The 20,153-nt window shown below is 48.7% G+C and carries 15 protein-coding genes and 1 pseudogene; 14 read left to right on the forward strand and 2 right to left on the reverse strand.

Going from position 1 to position 20,153, the window contains the following annotated elements; translation table 11 throughout:
- Positions 1-318: 318 nt before the first annotated feature.
- The 13 genes and pseudogenes from C7460_RS24015 (at position 319) to murQ (ending at position 17,978) form a co-directional block, all read left to right on the forward strand.
- Entirely contained in the window at positions 319-555 is a 237-nt protein-coding gene (locus C7460_RS24015; protein WP_221409461.1) for a DeoR family transcriptional regulator, read from the forward strand.
- A gap of 12 nt (positions 556-567) precedes the next feature.
- Positions 568-1,068: pseudogene (locus C7460_RS24020) on the forward strand (DeoR/GlpR family DNA-binding transcription regulator); the annotation flags it as partial.
- Between the two features lie 10 nt (positions 1,069-1,078).
- The gene (locus tag C7460_RS06305; protein ID WP_115867242.1) at positions 1,079-1,543 is read left to right on the forward strand and encodes a GNAT family N-acetyltransferase; all 465 of its coding nucleotides are present in this window, start codon (positions 1,079-1,081) and stop codon (positions 1,541-1,543) included.
- An 11-nt stretch (positions 1,544-1,554) separates the two neighbouring features.
- Entirely contained in the window at positions 1,555-2,838 is a 1,284-nt protein-coding gene (locus C7460_RS06310; RefSeq protein ID WP_115867243.1) for an MFS transporter, read from the forward strand.
- Positions 2,835-4,538, forward strand: coding sequence for a glycoside hydrolase family 3 protein (locus tag C7460_RS06315; RefSeq protein WP_115867244.1), 1,704 nt, complete (start codon positions 2,835-2,837; stop codon positions 4,536-4,538). Before C7460_RS06310 ends, C7460_RS06315 begins: the two co-directional genes overlap by 4 nt.
- Before the next feature lie 12 nt (positions 4,539-4,550).
- Entirely contained in the window at positions 4,551-6,068 is a 1,518-nt protein-coding gene (locus C7460_RS06320) for a glycoside hydrolase family 10 protein (protein ID WP_221409463.1), read from the forward strand.
- Positions 6,069-6,332: 264 nt separating this feature from the next.
- The gene (locus C7460_RS06325) at positions 6,333-9,407 is read left to right on the forward strand and encodes a SusC/RagA family TonB-linked outer membrane protein (RefSeq protein ID WP_115867246.1); all 3,075 of its coding nucleotides are present in this window, start codon (positions 6,333-6,335) and stop codon (positions 9,405-9,407) included.
- 6 nt (positions 9,408-9,413) lie between these two features.
- Positions 9,414-10,937, forward strand: a complete 1,524-nt coding sequence (locus C7460_RS06330; RefSeq protein ID WP_115867247.1) for a SusD/RagB family nutrient-binding outer membrane lipoprotein — start codon at positions 9,414-9,416, stop codon at positions 10,935-10,937.
- 33 nt (positions 10,938-10,970) lie between these two features.
- Entirely contained in the window at positions 10,971-11,738 is a 768-nt protein-coding gene (locus C7460_RS06335) for a hypothetical protein (RefSeq protein WP_115867248.1), read from the forward strand.
- A 23-nt stretch (positions 11,739-11,761) separates the two neighbouring features.
- Positions 11,762-13,396, forward strand: coding sequence for a PKD domain-containing protein (locus tag C7460_RS06340; protein ID WP_115867249.1), 1,635 nt, complete (start codon positions 11,762-11,764; stop codon positions 13,394-13,396).
- Between the two features lie 180 nt (positions 13,397-13,576).
- The gene (locus tag C7460_RS06345) at positions 13,577-16,285 is read left to right on the forward strand and encodes a family 10 glycosylhydrolase (RefSeq protein ID WP_170147910.1); all 2,709 of its coding nucleotides are present in this window, start codon (positions 13,577-13,579) and stop codon (positions 16,283-16,285) included.
- A gap of 1 nt (position 16,286) precedes the next feature.
- Positions 16,287-17,141, forward strand: a complete 855-nt coding sequence (locus C7460_RS06350; RefSeq protein ID WP_115867251.1) for an N-acetylglucosamine kinase — start codon at positions 16,287-16,289, stop codon at positions 17,139-17,141.
- A gap of 24 nt (positions 17,142-17,165) precedes the next feature.
- Complete coding sequence (murQ, locus tag C7460_RS06355) at positions 17,166-17,978, forward strand: N-acetylmuramic acid 6-phosphate etherase (protein ID WP_115867252.1); 813 nt, start codon at positions 17,166-17,168, stop codon at positions 17,976-17,978.
- A 320-nt stretch (positions 17,979-18,298) separates the two neighbouring features.
- On the opposite strand, the gene C7460_RS06360 is transcribed toward murQ, so the two are convergent.
- Together C7460_RS06360 and C7460_RS23485 are read right to left on the reverse strand one after the other, a co-directional pair.
- Positions 18,299-19,006, reverse strand: a complete 708-nt coding sequence (locus C7460_RS06360) for a hypothetical protein (protein WP_115867253.1) — start codon at positions 19,004-19,006, stop codon at positions 18,299-18,301.
- A gap of 112 nt (positions 19,007-19,118) precedes the next feature.
- Positions 19,119-19,493, reverse strand: coding sequence for a hypothetical protein (locus tag C7460_RS23485; RefSeq protein WP_147302872.1), 375 nt, complete (start codon positions 19,491-19,493; stop codon positions 19,119-19,121).
- A 228-nt stretch (positions 19,494-19,721) separates the two neighbouring features.
- Here C7460_RS23485 and C7460_RS06370 point away from each other — a divergent pair, with 228 nt between their 5' ends.
- On the forward strand, positions 19,722-20,048 hold the full coding sequence (locus C7460_RS06370; protein ID WP_115867255.1) for a DMT family transporter: 327 nt from the start codon (positions 19,722-19,724) through the stop codon (positions 20,046-20,048).
- Positions 20,049-20,153 lie beyond the last annotated feature (105 nt).

Raw genomic sequence — 20,153 nt, forward strand, 5'->3', positions numbered from 1 at the left:
AAAAGGCAGTGTCCATTCGGGTGCTGCCTTTCTTTTTTTGGTGGAATCGCTCATTGGTGGGCTGTTGCTGATCTGGCAATACATGGCATGCAAAGCCTAAGCCAATAAGCTATTTCATTCGGTTCTCTTCGTGAATCAAATAATATATTGCGTCTATTTGCCTGTTTGCAAGAATTGTTCGGGAAGGCCTTTTTCTCCTTTAATGTTTAAAAAATCCACATTTTTGGATATTTTTTGTTTTAAAAGCGCAAAAAAGCGCAAGATTGTTCGTAGTTTAGTCTCGAAAACACGCATAAATAAGCAATACCGACTAAAACCATGCTCAAAGGAGAACGCCAGGCACTCATACTCAGTAAGCTACAAGAAGATAAAAAAGTACTTTCATCGGATTTGAGCATGCAGCTCAACGTATCGGAAGATACAATCAGGCGCGACCTCAAAGAGCTGGCGAGTGAGGGCAAGCTCCTCAAGGTGCATGGAGGTGCGATTATCACTTCGCAAAACCTGTATGCATACAAGGAAAACGAGATTTACGATCATGACAAAAAGCTGTAGGTAGCTAAAAAGGCACTGCAGCTTATCGAAGACAATGATGTGCTGATTATCGGAGGCGGTACTACCAACCTGGAGCTGGTTAGTCTGATGCCGCCAGATCTGGGCGTGACGGTCTTTACTTACAGTTTGCCAATAGCGATGCGTCTTTCTGAGCATCCAAAAATTGATGTCATTCTCTTTGGAGGTAAGCTCATGAAGCGAGCGCAGGTGACGATAGGTCTGGATATGATCCAGTACATCTCAAAAATTCGCGCTGATGCCTGTTTCCTGGGTTCAAGTGGCCTGGATATCGACGCTGGACTGATGGAGATAGACTGGGAAGTTTCTCAGTTGAAACGGGCGATTGTAGGGGTGTCAGATAAGGTGGTAATCATGTCTACTTCAGAAAAAATAGATACTAAACAGCGCTTTTTGGTGTGTCCACTGGAGAAAATCAATACGCTCGTTACGGAGGTAGATCCTGAAAGCAGTTTATTGGCTGCCTACCGCAAACGCGGATTACAAGTATTATAACTTTTTAGAAATGCAAGACATGCTGGTGCGGTTATATGATTTGCCTGACTACCCTGTAGGTAAATGGACAGACGGAGAAGTGTGCATCAAGCGCGCCATAGCTCCTGAGCTGGAAAATGTTTCTTCATGGGTAGGAGAGCATTTTGGTTCGCTATGGGAAAGCGAATGCCGAGCTGCATTTGGTAAAACGCCAGCGACAATTTTTGTAGCATATCATGGACAGCAGCTCGTAGGGTTTGCGTGCTATCATACTACAGCTGTCAATTTTTTTGGGCCTACTGGAGTGCTGGATACTTATCAGGGTAGAGGCATCGGTAAGGCGCTGCTATTAGAAGCACTCTATGCTATGAAAGCCGAAGGCTATTCTTATGCGATCATTGGTGGAGTGGGGCCGGTAGATTTTTACAAACGCGTAGTAGACGCAGTACTTATAGATAAATCCGATCCTGGTATATACCGGGATCTTTTGAAGTAAACAACAATAGAATGGGACCTTTTGCCACCAAAGCAAATCCGTGGCGATGGATACCGAGTCTGTATTTTTCACAGGGCTTGCCCTATGTGATCGTCATGACTGTATCTGTCATCATGTACAAAAACCTCGACATCTCCAATGCCGAAATCGCCTTCTATACCAGCTGGCTGTACCTTCCCTGGGTGATCAAGCCACTGTGGAGCCCGTTTGTGGAGATGTTTTCTACACGTCGCACCTGGGTATTGGTCATGCAGTTTTTGCTGGGTGCAGCGCTGGCGTGTGTGGCTTTGACCATTCCTATGGATAATTTCTTCCAACTTTCACTGGCATTTCTGTGGCTGATGGCCTTTAGTTCGGCTACCCACGATATTGCTTCTGATGGCTTTTACTTGCTGGCGCTTCCGTCTAAAGATCAGGCGTTTTTTATCGGTATACGCAGTACGTTTTATCGGGTGGCCATGATCACCGGGCAGGGAGCTGTAGTGGTAGTGGCTGGGTATCTTGAAGAACGATTGCCTACTATACAGGGTGCGTGGAGTGCCGTGTTTGGTGGAGTGGCGGTGTTATACCTGTTATTCTTTTTCTATCACCGATGGAGTCTTCCGAAGCCCTCGCAAGATGAAAAAGTTACCGTACAAGAGCCCGGGGAAGTCTTCAAACGCTTTTTTCAAACCCTGGCTGCATTCTTCAAAAAGCCACAAATAGGCATAGCCATTACTTTTTTGATGTGTTATAGGCTGGGAGAGTCGCAGCTGGTGAAGCTGGCGTCTCCTTTTTTACTCGACGAACGCTCCGTAGGAGGATTGGGACTCAGTACCCAGCAGGTAGGGGTGGTCTATGGCACTTTTGGTGTGATAGCACTTACCCTTGGTGGTATACTCGGTGGTATTGTGGCATCACGCGATGGGCTCAAGCGCTGGATTTGGTGGATGGTAGCCGCTATCAATTTGCCTAACATTGTGTATATCTACCTGTCTTTTGCGCAGCCTGAGTCATTCTTTTTGGTGACTGCTGCGGTAGTGGTGGAGCAGTTTGGGTATGGTTTTGGTTTTGCAGGATACCTGCTCTACATGATATACATCGCCCGTGGGCAGTTTAGTACGGCGCACTATGCATTGGCTACAGGCTTTATGGCGCTGGGCATGATGGTGCCCGGTATGATAAGTGGCTGGGTTCAGGAGCTTATCGGTTATCAGTACTTTTTTGTATGGGTGGTGATTGCTACCATTCCATCATTTGTGGTTACACGTTTTCTACAGATAGATGCGGATTTTGGTAAAAAAGAGGAGGCATGAAGGAAGTGATGGATATACCCGTAAAAATCGACAACAGCGCACATGACTGGGCTGCAAGTATGCTGTCTTCGCTTTCGCTAAAAGAAAAGATAGGTCAGCTGATACACATGGCTGCATGGTCAAATAGAGGTGCGGCTCATGACGAACAGCTGCTAAAAACAATCCAGGAATATGGAGTAGGAGGCGTGATTTTTTTTCAGGGTGACCCTGAGCGCCAGGCTGTGCTGACCAATGCCTGTCAGGAGGTGTCCAAAGTGCCAGTCATGATCTCGATAGATGGCGAGTGGGGGCTGGGCATGCGGCTCGATGGGGTGGAGGCTTTTCCCTATCAGATGACACTGGGAGCGGTAGCTGACCCTTCGTTGATAGAAGAAATGGGCAGGCTGGTAGGGCGGCAAATGCGTCGCCTGGGTGTAAACCTTAACCATGCCCCAGTGATAGATGTCAATACCAATCCGGCCAACCCGGTGATCAATTTTCGATCTTTTGGACAGCAAGTAGAAGCCGTGCAGGAGCGTGCTACGGCTTATATGAAGGGCATGCAGTCTGAGCAGGTGCTGGCTTGTGCCAAACATTTTCCAGGGCATGGAGACACAGCTGTGGATTCTCACCTGGCCCTACCCGTGCTTGATAAGTCCCTGGCCGAACTGAAAGCTACCGAGCTTCAGCCCTTCGCTCATCTGTTTAGAGAAGGTGTAGGGGCTGTGATGACGGGGCATTTGCAGGTTACAGTACTGCAAAATGATAAGCGTGCCTCATCATTGGCCAAAGAAATTGTGCATACACTGCTGCAGGAGCAGATGGGCTTTAAGGGACTGGTAGTGACTGATGCGCTGGATATGAAAGCGGTAGCTGATCATTTTCCGCCTGGTGGCGCTGAGGTGGAGGCATTCCTCGCGGGAAATGATGTGCTACTCTTTGTGCGTGATGTGGCTGTCACTGTAGAGGCGATGCTTCAGGCCGTAAAAGATGGTCGCATTGCTGAAGAATCAATCGACAAACGAGTCTACAAACAGCTTTTGTTTAAATACTGGATGGGGCTCTCCAGCTATGAGTCGGTGGACCTGGAAAATATCGTTGAGGAGGTAAATACAGGGATTTCGGAGTTGAATGAAAAGCTGTTTGCAGCATCCATTACCTGCCCTAAACGTGAACTGGCTGATGGGCAAGCTTTAGAGGCGCTTTTTTCCTTTTTTGGGGAAGGTGAGCAGGTAGAGCAGGGGGCGTTGGCTCACCATACCACTACCAAAGGCAGTGAGCGTAGCCAGAAGATGCCGGTTTTTGATGCTGGGTGGATGGCAGCCTATCCGCAGTGTCAGCGATTTGAGTGCCGGTTTGCGGGAAGTTCAGCGCCATTCACTATGCCTGAAATCAAGGAAGGTGCAGAGGTAATGCTGGCCATCCATGACGTGCGGCTTAAGGCTCCCGGCAACTTCGGACTCAATGACCAGTTGCTAAATGCAGTTCGTGCCCTGGTGTCAAAATACCGAGTGCATCTCGTGTTTTTCGGTAATGCCTACGCACTGGGAAGCTTGCCAGAGCTGGAGCAATGTGCCTCCATTATGCTGGCCTATCAGGAAAATCACTATACGCAAAAATATATGCTGGAAGCACTACAGGGGCATATTTCCATGCACGGCCGATTGCCGGTGGATGTAGCCTCGTGGAGTGCAGGTTCCGGACTTTCAATCAATCATTAATACGCTTTAATCATGAGACATTTTTTAATCTTTAGTTTACTATTGACGAGTCTGATAGGTGCTGCGCAAAATCCTAAGCGAGAGTTTAGGGCGGTGTGGGTAGCCACTGTTAAAAACATTGACTGGCCGACAAAGCCGGGGCTCACTACTCGCCAACAAAAAGAAGAGTACCGCCGCCTGCTGGATTTTCATCAGATGAACGGCATGAATGCCGTTATCATGCAAGTGCGCCCTTCTGCCGATGCATTTTATGCCGACGGAGTGGAGTCCTGGTCCAGATATTTGACAGGCGAAAGTGGTCTCGCACCTGATCCGTATTATGACCCACTTACCTTCATGGTGGATGAGGCGCATGATCGGGGGATGGAGTTTCATGCGTGGTTCAACCCATACCGTGCTATCGTGGATCTGGAGGAAATGCCAGAAGACAGCACGCATATTTTCTATGAAAAGCCCGAGTGGTTTGTGCAGTATGGCGATCGGATGTATTTCGATCCGGCCATTCCCGAGGTGCAGGATTATACCGTAGGTTTAATAGCTGATGTGGTAGATCGCTACGATATCGATGCGGTACATTTTGATGATTATTTCTACCCTTATCGCATTGCGGGAGTGGAGTTTCCAGACTCCTTGTCATTTGCGAGCTACGGTACTGATTATACCCAGGAGACCAAAGACGACTGGCGCAGAGAAAACGTCAATAAGATTATCAAAAGCCTCAATGACACCATTAAGGCCGTGAAGCCCTGGGTGAAGTTTGGAATCAGTCCTTTCGGGGTGTGGCGCAATATTGCCGATGATCCTCGTGGGTCGGACTCAGAAGCTGGTCAGACCAACTACGACGATTTGTTTGCCGACGTGCTCAAATGGATGGATGAAGGATGGATCGACTACATACTTCCTCAGCTTTATTTGCACCGGGAGCATCCCAAGCTTTCTTACACCAAAGTACTGAAATGGTGGAATGCTCTCGATTATATGGGGCACTTGTATGTAGGCCACGCAGTATATCGTGTGGGTAGCGAGCGCGAGGATGGTGCGTGGATGAACCCCGAAGAACTTCCAGAGCAGATAAAGATTTCCAGAGAGTTGCCCAATGTATTGGGGGGTGCTTACTTCAGTTCCAAGTCATTTTTTAATAACGAGCTGGGCATCACAGATCGGCTTAGGGGTGATTTTTACCGAACACCTGCGTTGGTGCCTACTATGCCGTGGCTGGATAGCAGTGCGCCTGCTACTCCCACGGAGCTGGTGATCAAAAATGATCCTTCGGGCGTATTGCTCAGCTGGAACACTGAAGACTCTACTACCCGAAACTACGTGATCTACCGGTTTGATGGCAAGCGCATCGGGGATTTCAACGATCCGGAGAATATACTGCGGGTAGTTCCTTCTAGTTCGCCGTTTTACCTCGATAAAACTGCACGAAAACGCAAGAGATATACCTATGCAATCACGGCTTTGGATCGTATGAGCAATGAAAGTGAGCCTACGTTCGTAAGATTTATAAAGGTGAAGCCACCGAAATAAATCATTCTTTAATTATAGTAGCAAAAAACGGCACTGTTTGATTTCAAATAGTGCCGTTTTTTTATGGTTTAATCAGTGTAACTGCTGATTCATTGAAAATGTTATCAGTTTCTCCCCCAGGTATTGCTTATTACTAAACAAATAATGGATTTACTTGCAGGTTTAATGCGTGTTTTAGAGATGATATTTCACAAAACCTGCATATAATTGCATGATATTGCTTAATTTACTGCCATTGTTTGACGGTTTATACATGTTAATTGAATGGTACGAATATTTTTTACATGTTGCCTGCTTGTAAATGCCTGGCAGGTGCTGGCACAGAGTGTCACGATCAAAGGGCAGGTTACGGATGGCGAGGCAAATGATGCTTTACCAGGAGTTACAGTTTTAATCAAAGGAACCAGCAACGGAACGGTCACCGACCTGGAAGGAAACTACTCACTTACCGTGGAGGATCCAAAATCCAAAACGTTGGTGTTTTCTTTTATAGGGTATGATGCCAAGGAGGTACCCATCGGGAATGCTACCAATGTAGATGTCACGCTGGAAATGAACCTCACCGAGCTACAAGAAGTAGTAGTGACGGGCCTCAATGGTAGTCAGAATAAACGTGCACTGAACTATGCGGTGCAAGACATCAAGGCCAAAGACGTTACCGCCACCCAGCAACAAAATGTGGTCAATTCCCTGCAAGGAAAAATCGCAGGAGTACAGGTAACATCTTCTAGTGGTTCTCCGGGTTCTTCTTCTTCCATTGTGATCAGGGGAGGGACTTCTATAGGTGAAAACCGCAGCAACGAACCACTTTTCATCATTGATGGGGTGATCGTAGACAATTCTACGTTTCAGGGCAGTGGCAACCGCCTGATGGACATCAACCCGGAAGATATTGCATCCATAAGCGTGCTAAAGGGCCCTACCGCTGCAGCCCTCTATGGAATCGGGGCCGGTAATGGTGCTATAATCATTACTACCAAGACAGGTGAAGAAGGGAAAATTCAAGTAAATGTGGGTTCTACTGTAGCCTTTGATCAGGTGTTTAAAACACACGGCGTGCAGAGCACCTATGGGCGCGGACTCAATGGAGTGGCTGATGACGAATACTCCCTGAGTTGGGGGCCGGCCTTTACCAGTTCGGATGATGTGTATGACAACATGGGCGAGTTTTTCCAGACAGGCGTACAGCAGAAATATGACCTCAGCATCAATGGAGGTAATAAGTCTTCTACTTTTTACCTGTCGGCTTCCAACAACAACCAGACGGGAATCGTACCCGGTGAATCGTACAATCGCTTCAATCTGATGCTCAAAGGCACGATGAAGGTGCATGAAAAACTGGAAGTGACCACTTCGGTAAACAATATTTTCTCCAAGAACACACGCGGAGGCAGTGGTAGTATGTACCAGGTATTTAACTGGCCTCGGGACAACAACATGGCGGACTACATCAAGCCAAATGGCGAGAAAAACTGGTTGATCCCCAGTCTGGATCCTATCTACAACAACCCGGAAAATCCGTATTGGCGTGTTAATAACAATCTGCCTACCTATGATATCAACCGCACTATCGGTCAGGTCTTTTTCGACTGGGACGTGCTGGAATCACTAAAGGTCAACTACCGAATAGGTATGGATAGGTCCAACCAGTACTACAAGCGTGTCACTGTGCCTGAGAGTTCTGGGTCTGAAACCAATTACAACGGACGTATTTATGAGTCTGAAAAGGATGTAAAGCGAATGACTTCTACGCTTACGGCCATTTATGAGAAAACATTTGTGCGGGATTGGGATGTGTTCTTGCTCGCTGGTCATAATGTGGATATGACCAGTGCGCGCTCCACCTCATTTTCAGGAGTAGATTTTTTGCTGCCCAACCTGCACAGTATTAACAATGTAAGTGCACCCTATCTGATTCCTGTCCAAAACACTACACAGCGACGCATCGTGGGGGTGTTTGGTGAGGCACGCTTGAGCTACAAGGGCATTGCCTCTATAGGGGTGACAGGTAGAAATGACTGGGCTTCTACACTACCCAGGCACAGCAGGAGCTTTTTCTATCCATCACTTTCTGCAGGTTTCACTTTCACCGAGCTGTTGACTGGTTCTCATACCAAAGTGCTTTCATTTGGAAAGCTAAGAGCGAGCTGGGCGGCTTCTGGGCAAGATGCCAACCCCGAAAGCCTGGGTGTGGTGCTGGAGCAGTACCCCGGACACGGAGGAGGTTACAAGCATGATTACTATGCGGGCAACCCTTTCTTAAAACCTGAACGAATTGAGTCTACGGAGTTTGGTATGAACCTCTCATTTTTTACCGGAAGGCTCAATCTGGATGTGGCCAAGTACACCATTCAGTCCAAGGATATGATCATTCAAAACCGAATCTCTACAGCTTCAGGTTGGGTGATCCAAACATTCAACACGGGTTCCATGACCAATAAGGGTTGGGAAGTGGTGTTGGATGCCAAAGTGCTCAAAAAAGGTGACCTCACCTGGAATACCTCACTCAACTTTTCTAGCAACAATTCGAAACTATCAGATCTGCCAGCCTACATCTCACGACTTCCTGTGACTTCTGGTCAGATTCTAAACGAAGCACGCCCCATTGCTCTACTAGATCAGCCACTCTATGCCATAGAAGGTGTGCCTTACCTGCGCAATGAAAATGGTGATGTGGTGATCGATGAATATGGTTTTCCACGATGGGGTACTTACAGTAAAGATGAGGAAGGCAACTACATCGTAGATGAGGAAGGCTATCGCAAGGTCTCTCAGGAAAAAGTGTTTCTCGGTGATCGGGAGCCCGATTGGCTGATGGGTATTACCAATACCATCAACTATAAAAACTTTAACCTGTCGTTTCTCTTCGATATCCGAAAAGGAGGCGATGTAATCAACGCGACCTCCAGTGCTATGATGAGTAGAGGCACCCATCAGATGCTCGATGAATGGCGAAACAAAGCCTATACATTCAACGGTGTGGTGGAGACCCCCGAAGGATTTGTGCAAAACGAGGAGCAAGTCATTCTGGACTATAACTACTTCCGATTCGATTACCGTTCGGTAGGTGAAAATTTCGTAGAGGATGGCTCCTGGGTAAAGCTGCGCTATATCGCACTGGGCTATGACTTCAATGATATGGCCGAACGTCTGGGCATGCAGCGCCTCAACTTTACCGTGACGGGCAGAAACCTCTTCATGCTTAGCAAATACTCAGGTGGAGATCCTGAAAACGACTACAACGGCTCGTCTATTGGCGGGGCAGGTACGGTCGGGCTCGACTACTTCAACGTGCCTACTACGCAGGGAATCACTTTCTCACTCAAGGCCACTTTTTAATCACCTATGAAAGCTCAGAAAATCATGATTTTAAAAGTAAAAAACATACTGATCGCAGCCTTGCTTCTGGTAGGCTTTGGTTGTGACGAGTTTTTGGATGTAAACGTAGATGAGGACAAGCCAAGTGCCAGTACACCCAATTACCTGCTCAATCCGGTAACCGGGCTGATGGCCATCAACTGCTACGAACAAGGCGAAACCACAGCTTATTTTGCACAGCAGATTGCGACGCTTTCGGGCTTTAGTGCGGTAAAGGATCGGTGGGATTACCGCTCGGTGACCCGTGTAGGCTTGTTTCGTAGACATTTTCACGATGTAGCAAGCAATGCCAACAACCTGATCTTAACTGCTAAAGCGGAAGAATCGGAAAACTATGAAGGTATTGGGCACACGATGATGGTGCTTACTACGCAGACGGCTACTGACCTGTTTGGCGACATGCCTTACACAGAGGCATTAAAAGGAAATCCTTCTCCTCCATATGATGAGCAGCAGCTTATCTATGAAGGTATGCTGGCCGAAATCGATGAAGCCATTGAGCTGCTAACGATCCGTGATGAGTCAGACCGCTCCATCAAACCGGAGGAAGATTACCTCTATGGAGGCGACCTGGATGCATGGCTGGGACTGGCATACGGCATCAAAGCGCGATTGCTTCTGCACCTCACGCCTAACATCAATCAAAACTTCCAGGCAGTAATCGACGCAGTAGAAGCTGCGCAGGCAACCTGGGTTGATCCGGAGTATCAATACATAGAGTCTCCCTCACCGTGGTTTATGAACCCCTGGGGACCTTCACGTGCTCGTCCTGATTGGGATTACGTGCCAAACATTCTTGGAACCAGCGCACCTACCCCTTATCTGGTGGATGTGGTAATGGGCTATGACCGTGAAAATGACAGCATTCGCGACCCTCGTCAGCCTTTGCTGATGACCCCCAATCCTGATCATGGATACCTGGTGGTGCGCACCAGTGAAGGCAAAGATGCATTGGCTGAAAACGAATTTTACCCGAACCTTTTCGGGAGCTACATGACGCGCGATGATTCTCCGCAGTACTTCATGACCGAGGAGGAGCTCCACTTCATCAAAGCGGAGGCAGCTTTTCAGTCCGGCGACAAGGCTACGGCGCTTGCTGCCTACCAGGCAGGTATCCGTCGGCATATGGCTCGTGTAGGTGTAGAGCAATCAGATATAGACACATTTATGGCGGGTGATATGGTGGCTCAGGACGCGGCTTCCCTGGAGTTGTCCCATATCATGATGCAAAAGTGGCTGGCCCTATACCTCCAGGCTGAGGCATGGGTAGACATGCGCCGCTACCAGTACGACCCTAAGGTGTATGTAGGCCTTACCCGTCCGGAAAATCTGGCGTCTTTCTGGTCAGACGATGATGATACCGAATGGATCCAGCGCCTGGCATACGACAATCAGACCGAAGAGATCTACAACAAGCCAGAGCTAGAGAGACTAGGAGCATATCAAAACCCCGATTGGCTCAAAGTACCACTCTGGTGGACCGGGCAGTGATAGCAATCATTATTTGAAAGAAAAGTACAACTGATGAATACATTACGAAACTTACTTTTTGCAGGCATACTGATGGTGGCAGCGGCATGCGAGACCAACAATATCTTCAATGAGCTGGGCACTACTGACGGCAGCATAGTGGCCAACGTATACCTGGAAACTTTTGCGCCGAGCCTGCAGGCTGGCATTACCAAAGACCTGGAGGTGCAGTACTGGTCGCTGGATGATCGATTTGATTACCTCGGGCTATGGGACTATGTGACTGTCACTCGAGAGTATATAGTGACCGTAGAAGGTGTGGAGTTCAGCACCAGCGAAAATGAGGATTTTCAGGACTGGACAGAAGTCTCCACCTACAACTTTGACTTTGCAGATTGGGACCCGGAGCTTTCTGCCTACAAACGCTCAATCTCTTACGACATCAAGGAAGCATATGACAATGCAACAGCTGGTAGTGACGAGCTCACTGCAGATCAGTATCTGGCAGCTGCGCCTGAAAATTACCTGGCAGATATGTACAGTCATTATACCTCCAACCTCAGCCGTGCTACCCTCAATGAGCTGATGCTCGAATATGAGGTCATGACTCAGGCCGAGTTTGATGGGCACTATGCAGAGAGTGGATTTCTTACTACAGACGGACGAGCAGCCATGGAGGCTGGTCTGGCTCAGATTGGAGCCAAAGAACTGGTAGGAGATAGCTACTCCATTACATCTGAATATGCAATTACCCTCGCTTTTAGGGCTACCAACTCCACTGGGGAGTACAATGAGTCCAGGCGATCATTTTTAGTCTTCTAATTTTCAACTAATCCTACATTTTTATGAAACGTGTTATTACTCATTTAAGAAAGCTGGGCACTCTTTGCCTCGCACTTTCGCTAGCACTAGTGATGTCATGTAAGGAAGATGGCGAGACCATTCCTGACATTCGTGTAGCTTTCTCATTTGCTCCTGAAAATCCCGAAGCAGGGCAGGAGGTGACCTTTACCAACGCTTCTACAGGCGGTACCGAATTTGCCTGGGAGTTTGGTGATGGTGGTACATCTACAGACAAAAATCCTACGTATACTTTTGAAGCAGCTGGACAGTACAGCATCACCCTGATGGTGGATGGGTACGAAGAGCTAATGGCTACCAAAACCATCACGGTAGGTGATCCTGTGCCTGTGATCAGTTACAGCCCGGAAACAGTGGAAGCTGGATCTGAAGTGACGTTTACAGCTGAGGTTTACAATCCAAACGGTGAGACCGTATCTCTCGCGTGGGATTTTGGTGCTGCGGCAGAAGGTGACGACCTCACCGATGGTAAAAGTACGGTGCAGAGCCCTGTGGTGACTTTCACTGCTGAGGGCAAAGTCACCGTGTCATTGACTGCTACGGTAGGTTCTACTGAGCTTACAAGTTCTACCGAGGTGGACGTAAAAGGGCAATTGGCTAAAACGCTGATCTTCTCAGTGGTAGATTTCAGCGGTGCCAAAGGTGCTTTGTATACCAAAAAGCTTTACTCTGGTTTTGATAAAGCTGAGGAAGAAATGAACGTGCCTACCGGCGCTCACCCATTGACCGTACGTGTAGCTAACGAGCGTGTTTATGTATTTGAAGCAGGATTAGGAATCAAATTCTCTAGTGATGAGGCAGCAAAAGCGGATGGTAAAATCTTCAGTGCTGGTTTGGACGATCCTACTGACTACAAAACACACCTCGACTTTGCAGGGGGCTCAGGAGATTACACCACAGATCCATTCTTTGGAGACGTAACTTCTTCTAAGATCTACTTCGGTGACAGACGAAACGGTGTGACAGCTATCGATGTAACCCTCGAAGACGCCGTTTACACTACTGCAGACTACCCATACTTTGTGAAAAACGCTGACCTTGGTTACTATTCTGCATGGAGAACTGACGGAGGTCCTACCTACGGATGGGGTGCGCTCAATGGTACGTTCCACGTACGGGACAACAACGGATCAGAAGAATTCTGGTGGGCCAAAAACTCTAACCACAAAGGTCTTTGGAGATTCCAGGCTGGTGACATAGGGCAAACTGAAACTGTGCCTGCGCTAGGTGGTGTACTTACTACTGAGGCAGTGAGAGCCTTCGCAATCGATGAGACTAATCAGAAAATATATTTCTCTATCAATAAAGTAAATTCTGAGCTGGCTATCGGTATGTACCGTTCTGATCTGGATGGCTCCAACATAGAGCTGATCGACGACTCTAAGCTGCACTCTGAAGGGGGAGACAATGAGCTTACAGGTATCACAGGTATCGCTGTAGATGCAGAGGGTGGTTATGTATACTGGGGCTACCGTGCACCTGATAATGCAGACCCTGAAACCAATCCACTAGAAGTTACTGGCGTGAAACGATGGAAAATCGATGGCTCTGGTGACGTAGAAATCTTCGTGAAAGATGTGTGGGTTTACGGACTAGCTATTGATCACCGAAAGCAATAGGTAGGTTCGAATAGGGCGGTCTTTGAAGAGTCTCTTCTAAGATCTCCCTTTTCATCGATTCAATGATTTTCCCTGACACCATGGGTGCATTTTTTGGGTACGGCAACACCTTTTTAGGGTACCTCATCCATGGTTGTCTTTTTTTCTATCAGCAGAACATTTTTTAAGACTTTCACCTTGATGACACTACAGAAAATGATGGGCGCCGCTTACTGTAAAATGCTTGTGCTAGTGGTAATTCTTGCTTTGGGATATCAGCTCCGGGCACAGCCACTCACCGAACTGCGCGCTGTATGGGTGGCATCTGTCAGCAACCTGGACTGGCCCTCTGGAAATGGCCGCTTTACCAAAGAACAACAGCAGCGCACTCTGCGCGAGTTGCTAGACTCTGCAGCTGCGCTCAACCTCAACGCTATTTTCTTGCAAATACGCCCATCGGCAGATGCTTTTTATCCTTCTGAGCTTGCGCCCTGGTCTGAATACCTTACCGGCCAGCGGGGCAAAGATCCCGGCTATGATCCTTTGCAGTTTGCCATAGATGAGGCTCACCAGCGAGGCCTGGAGCTCCATGGCTGGCTCAATCCCTATCGCTTCGAAAGCTACGTGGGCAAAAACTCTGGAAAACCCGGCGATTACAATGCGGATCATCCTGACTGGATGCTTACCTATAGCGACCACCGCATATTTGACCCGGGAGTGCCTGCCGTGATGCAGCACCTCAAAGAAATTGTGGGTGAGATCGTTAATAATTATGACATTGACGGCATCCACTTCGACGACTACTTTTACTCCTACAGCGGTACCAGCAGCCAGGACCAAAATACCTTTGATACCTACGGCACCGGCTATACCGACAAGGGCGACTGGCGCCGCGACAATATCAACAAGATGGTGGCCATGGTGTACGACACCATAGTGGCCGTAAAACCCCACGTACGCTTTGGTATCAGCCCCTTTGGCATCTATGGCAATGGCCAAAACCCGGACGGTGTGGTAGGGCTGGATGCTTACAACACCATTTATATAGATCCACTGCACTGGCTCAATTCTGGCACTATAGACTATGTAAACCCTCAGCTCTACTGGCCTACAGGCGGTTCACAAGATTTTGGCAAGCTGCTGCCCTGGTGGGCAGGCCATGCACATGATGCTGGCAGACATGTAGTGGCAGGCCACGGTATCTACCGGCTCAATGCCGACGCAGCTACCTCCCGGCAGGCAAACTCCCTGCACGAGCACAAAGCGTATTTTGACCAGCAGTCAGCCAATGCCCGTGTAATGGCTGATCCCTGGACTCTGGAGCAGATCACCCGGCAAGTGGGTATCACACGGAACTATGCACATCAAAACTCCGTGGGAGGTGTGTTTTTTCGCTACCAGGATTTCAACCGCGTGAATGGCTTGCGAGATTACCTGAGAGACAATGTATACCAGGCACCAGCTCTCATGCCACCCATGACGTGGCGACAAGATGTATTGCCTGAAGCACCACAAAATGTGCGCTGGGAACAAGATACAGAAGGTGCCTACTACCTTACCTGGGATGAGTCTGAGGCAGGCCTGCGCTATGTGATCTATGCCTCGGCCAGTGCCGATGTGCCAGACACTTATTTTGATGACCCTGCCAATATTCATAAAGTATTGTTCTCTAATAAGTTTACCGCAGAGGAAACGGAGGAAGGTAGCATGCCTTACCTGTTTATCAAAGCTTATGACCGATTCGGAAACCTGAGTTCTACTACTACTTCGTTTTCCGTGGAAGCTCCCACAGCCGTAGGCGCTTTGGCATTACCACAAGACGGTGCCGAAAATCAATCCTCGTTTTTTGATTTTCGATGGAGCAGTGTGGCCAATGCGCAGTATTATGAAATAGAAGTTTCTACAGATCAGACTTTTGCTACAATAGACTTCTCAGCTACCGTAAAGGACACCACGATCAATGCTACGTCGTTTGCGCTGGTGGGTGAGCAGACCTATTACTGGAGGGTGTTTGCTGGCAACTATGCCGGGCTCGGCAGTAGTAGTGCAGTGCATACTTTTACCACTGGTTTTCCGGGTACGGCTGTACTCACCCATCCTGACGATGGCGAGGAGTTGGTGGCACTGAAGCCGCTCATCTCGTGGGAGGCCAGTACTGTGGCTACAGGGACCCGCCTCAAAATCGCCAGAGGTGGTGCCGAGTTTCAGGAGTTTAATGTGGTGATCGATGAGACACTGGGAGCAGTAAGCTCCTATCAGGTGGCCAGCGAACTGCAGGAATGGACCACCTATCACCTAAAAATTCAGCTCTACAATGATTTGGGCGAAGGAGAGTGGCTGACCACCCGTTTTAAGACCCTGATGCGCCTGCCGGATGCCCCTTTGATCTATCTGCCTGCCACGGGCACTAGCTTGTTAGAAGAAGATGAGGTGAGTTTTGTGTGGGGAGAAACTGATCTGGCTACAGGCTACGAAGTGGTGCTTTCCACGGATGTGGCACGCCAGGATGTGGTTGGTGACATTCGTCAAAAGTTTAGCAAAGCAGATACTACTGAAAATTTTGGGATGCTGGCTCCTGGTGAGTACTACCTGAATGTGGCGGGTAAAAATGTAGGAGGAGTAGGTGAGTGGGCCCAGGTGAGCTTACTGGTAGAGGCCGTGTTATCGGCTGAAAACCAGACAATTTTGCCTGAAATTCGTTATGATAGTAAAGGCGTTGTGTGGTTTTTTCCGGTAGGAGAGACCGTAGAGCAGCTGGCCATTTATGACCTGATGGGCAAAAAGATGAAAGAGTTGACTGGGAAATTTGATGAGCCAGTACTACTTTCGAATAATTTGCCTGCTGGCATCTATGTAGCAGTAGCATCTCTGAAGGGGCAGGCTACACGACTAAAGTTTATAAAGCATTGAAATGAGTGTACTGATAGCAGAAAGTGGATCGAGCAAAACCGACTGGCGCTGGATACGGCCAGACGGTACACCTGTGGAGCTCTCTACGCGTGGGATCAACCCTTCGCTGGAAGATTTGCAGGCTTTGGGCCAGGACCCTATGCTGGAGCCACTACGCGACTGGACACCCGATCAGGTGCATTTTTACGGCGCAGGATGCGCCGATGAGCAGGTCAATAAGCAAATGACAGCCATGCTTCAAGGCCTTTTTCCTGAAGCTGCAGTGGGCGTATACAGTGACTTGCTGGCTGCGGCACGGGTACTGTTTGGTCATAAGCCAGGCATCGCTTGCATATTGGGTACCGGGTCCAACTCCTGCCTGTATGCAGAAGGTAAAGTACAGGCCAATGTGCTGAGCCTGGGCTATCTGCTGGGTGATGAGGGGGGCGGTGTGAGTATCGGCAAGCGCCTGCTGAAGGATTATCTCCGTGGTAATATGCCAGCTGATATCGCGGAGCATTTGCGGCAAACGCTCCAAATGGACCGGGCAGCTATCTATGAGCGCATCTACCGCATGCCGTATCCCAACCGATTTTTGGCCAGCATGGTGACACACGTGGCAGAATACCGCCACACCAGTTACCTGCAGCACCTGGTAGAGCGAGAGTTTCAGGCATTTTTTAAGCAGTGCATTCGGGCTTACCCCGATTATGCAGCATATAGCATTGGCTTTGTGGGGTCCATTGCTTTTCATTTTTCAGATGCGCTACGTGCGGTTGCTCATGCAGAAGGTATGACCTGCGAGCACATCATCCACAGACCGATAGATGCACTGGTGGATTTTCACCATAGCAGTCATAAAGATTTAACGACTTAGATAGACCAATAAAACAAGAGAGATATGATCATCACAGAGGCACCTTCGAAGTTTACAGACCTGGAAAAGATGAGCGTGCAGGAGATACTTTCCAATATCAATAAAGAAGATCAGACTGTGCCAGCGGCCGTGTCTAAAGCCATTCCTCAGATAGAGGAGTTGGTAGAGGGGGTAGTGGCCCGCATGCAGCAGGGAGGCAGGCTGTTTTACATTGGCGCAGGTACCAGTGGTCGCCTGGGTATACTGGATGCCTCGGAGTGTCCGCCTACTTATGGCGTACCGCATGGGCTGGTAGTAGGGCTCATAGCCGGGGGCGATACGGCCATTCGCAAAGCTGTAGAGCATGCAGAAGATGACGAAGCACTGGCCTGGAAAGACCTACAGGCACACAACATCACCGCAAAAGACAGTGTAGTGGGCATAGCGGCCTCTGGGCGCACGCCCTATGTGTTGGGGGGCATCCGCAAAGCATCCGAGAATGGCATTTTTACAGGAGGCATTTCCTGCAATAGCAACACCGAATTGTCGGCAGTGGCAGATGTAGGTATAGAGCTGATCGTAGGGCCAGAGTTTGTAACGGGGAGCACCCGCATGAAGTCAGGTACCGCTCAGAAGCTGGCGCTCAACATGATTTCTACCACCGTGATGATACGCCTGGGCAAAGTGCGTGGCAACAAGATGGTGGACATGCAGCTGAGCAACAAAAAACTGGTAAAGCGTGCAGTGAAGATGATCATGGAAGATACCGGAGTATCAGAGGCTAAGGCCAAAGAACTGTTGGAAGCTCATGGCTCCGTACGCAAGGCCGTAGATAGCTTCCGTGCAGTTTCCTCTTAGCAAGTTTTTTAGTTTGGTGTAATTAGTTGGTGAGAGTCCCTTTTGGAGGGACTCTTGTTGTTTGTCAGGGGAAGTATTTAAAGCGAAGAAATAGCTAATAGAAAAATGCCGGCCATCCAACGAGCCGAAAACTCCACTCACCGAGTACTGACAGAGTGCAGAAAAGCGCATTGCTACTTTAGCATCAAGAATCCGTGGTTGGGAAATAAAAAAGGATTCTTGGTTGGGAATTGAAAAAGCCTGTTTGGAACGCAAACAGGCTTTTTTTATGCACTGATAAATGGGCTTGAGCCCTCATAAACTTTCTCCGGTTCTAACCCTTAATGAGTTTCCAGAGCCGCTTCTTCTTCTACATCGGTGGCGTCAGGTTCATACTGTGGCAGTTGGTAAAAACGCGCTCCCGCTGGTGAATCCTCAAAAACGATTTGTGCTGCTCTGCTGAGCTTTACGCAGCGATCGTATAGGGAATTGAGCGCAATGATGCGTGCCTGTGTGGCTTGTACCCGTCCTCCTTTGCTGCTTTCCTGTATGGCATCTGCTTCTGCCAGTCGCTCTGCGATGATACTGGTGCTGTCCAGCAGTGCTTCTTGTGCTCCGGCTGCCATGAGTTCAGGTTTGTTGGCCTGTACCTGTGTAGCCAGGGCGTTCATAAACCGGATGAGCTCTGGCTGGCTATTGGCCACTTTCCAAAAGCGATGCAATTGAAACGAACGCGCTCTCGCTGGGTCGTTGGCAAAAGCTTCGTTTATCCAAAAACGCAGCTTTTTGACCTGACGCTTAGTGTCATCAATGGCCTCCAGTAGGTTTTGTGTGTGCTGGCCCAGTTCACCACTAGCTACATCGTCACCTCCTTCACGAAGGGCCGTTAGATAATCTTCACTCAGATGAGTTACAAATTGGCTGTTGATCACGGGGATCATCTCTTCGAGTGTTTCCAGGTCTTCTGGAATTTGCTGTACCACCTTGCCAACATGAGCCAGTAAGATGGCGTCTGACATGCGATACTTTCTACTTTCCAATGGGTTCATAATGATAGAGTTAGGTAAAACAATAACCTGAAAATACGGAGCCGGTATAAATAAAACAATACTAAACCGTCATTTAAGTAAAAAAGATTGAAAAAGTGGGAAAAAGCGGTGGCTATGCTAAGGCTCTCCATTCTAAGTAGCTCATGAAAGGGTGGAAGATGGCTGCCTGCCTCGCCGGCAGGCGGGCGTTGAGGCGGAAGATGTCTACGTTCATACGGACGAAAGTCGCGTTCGGGCGGAAGATGGCTGCGTTAAGGTGGAAGGTGGCTGCGTTAAGACGGAAGGTAGTCGCGTTCATACGGACGAAAGTCGCGTTGAGGCGGAAGATGGCTGCGTTGAGGTGGAAGATGGCTGCGTTGAGGCGGACAATAGTCGCGTTGAGGTGGAAGGTAGTTGCGTTCATGCGGACGATCGTCGCGTTGAGACGGAAGGTGGCTGCGCTCAGGCGCAAGGTGGCTGCGTTCATGCGGAAGGTAGTTGCGTTCATGCGGAAGGTAGTTGAGTTCATGCGGACGATAGTCGCGTTGAGGCGGAAGGTTGTTGCCTGCCTCGCCGGCAGGCGGGCGTTGACAAGGAAGGTAGTTGCCTGCGGCGTTCGTGCAGAAGAGTCCGGACCTTACACTGGCTGCTTTTCAATAATTGTGTTAGAAGCTTCTGAAAGGGGCTATTGGTCTACCTAAACACACTAAATTGCAAGCATAGAACAAGCGCATATATGTATTGGATAGTATTGATCATTGCCGGGTTGTTTGAGGTTGCTTTTGCTACCTGTCTTGGCAAAGCAAAAGTGGCCACTGGTGCAGCAGCCACCTATTGGTTTGTAGGCTTTTTGCTGTGCCTGGCTGTGAGCATGTTTTTGCTGGTAAAGGCAAGCCAGGTGTTGCCCATCGGTACGGCCTATGCCGTATGGACGGGAATAGGAGCTGTAGGTACCGTATTGGTGGGGATCTTCTTTTTTCGCGAACCAGCCACGTTTTGGCGCCTCTTTTTTCTTACTACGCTGATTGCTTCCATTGTTGGGCTTAAGTGGGTGTCAAATTAGAGTAGTATTCGTATTGATCAATAGTTTATATGCCTTATATCATCTCTCAACTTGAATGACATTCCAGTAGTAGAAATAGTGAATTCTGTAGTTTAAATATGCTTG

Origin of the sequence: Marinoscillum furvescens DSM 4134 (assembly GCF_003386095.1) — a bacterium.
In the GTDB taxonomy this organism is placed as follows: domain Bacteria; phylum Bacteroidota; class Bacteroidia; order Cytophagales; family Cyclobacteriaceae; genus Marinoscillum; species Marinoscillum furvescens.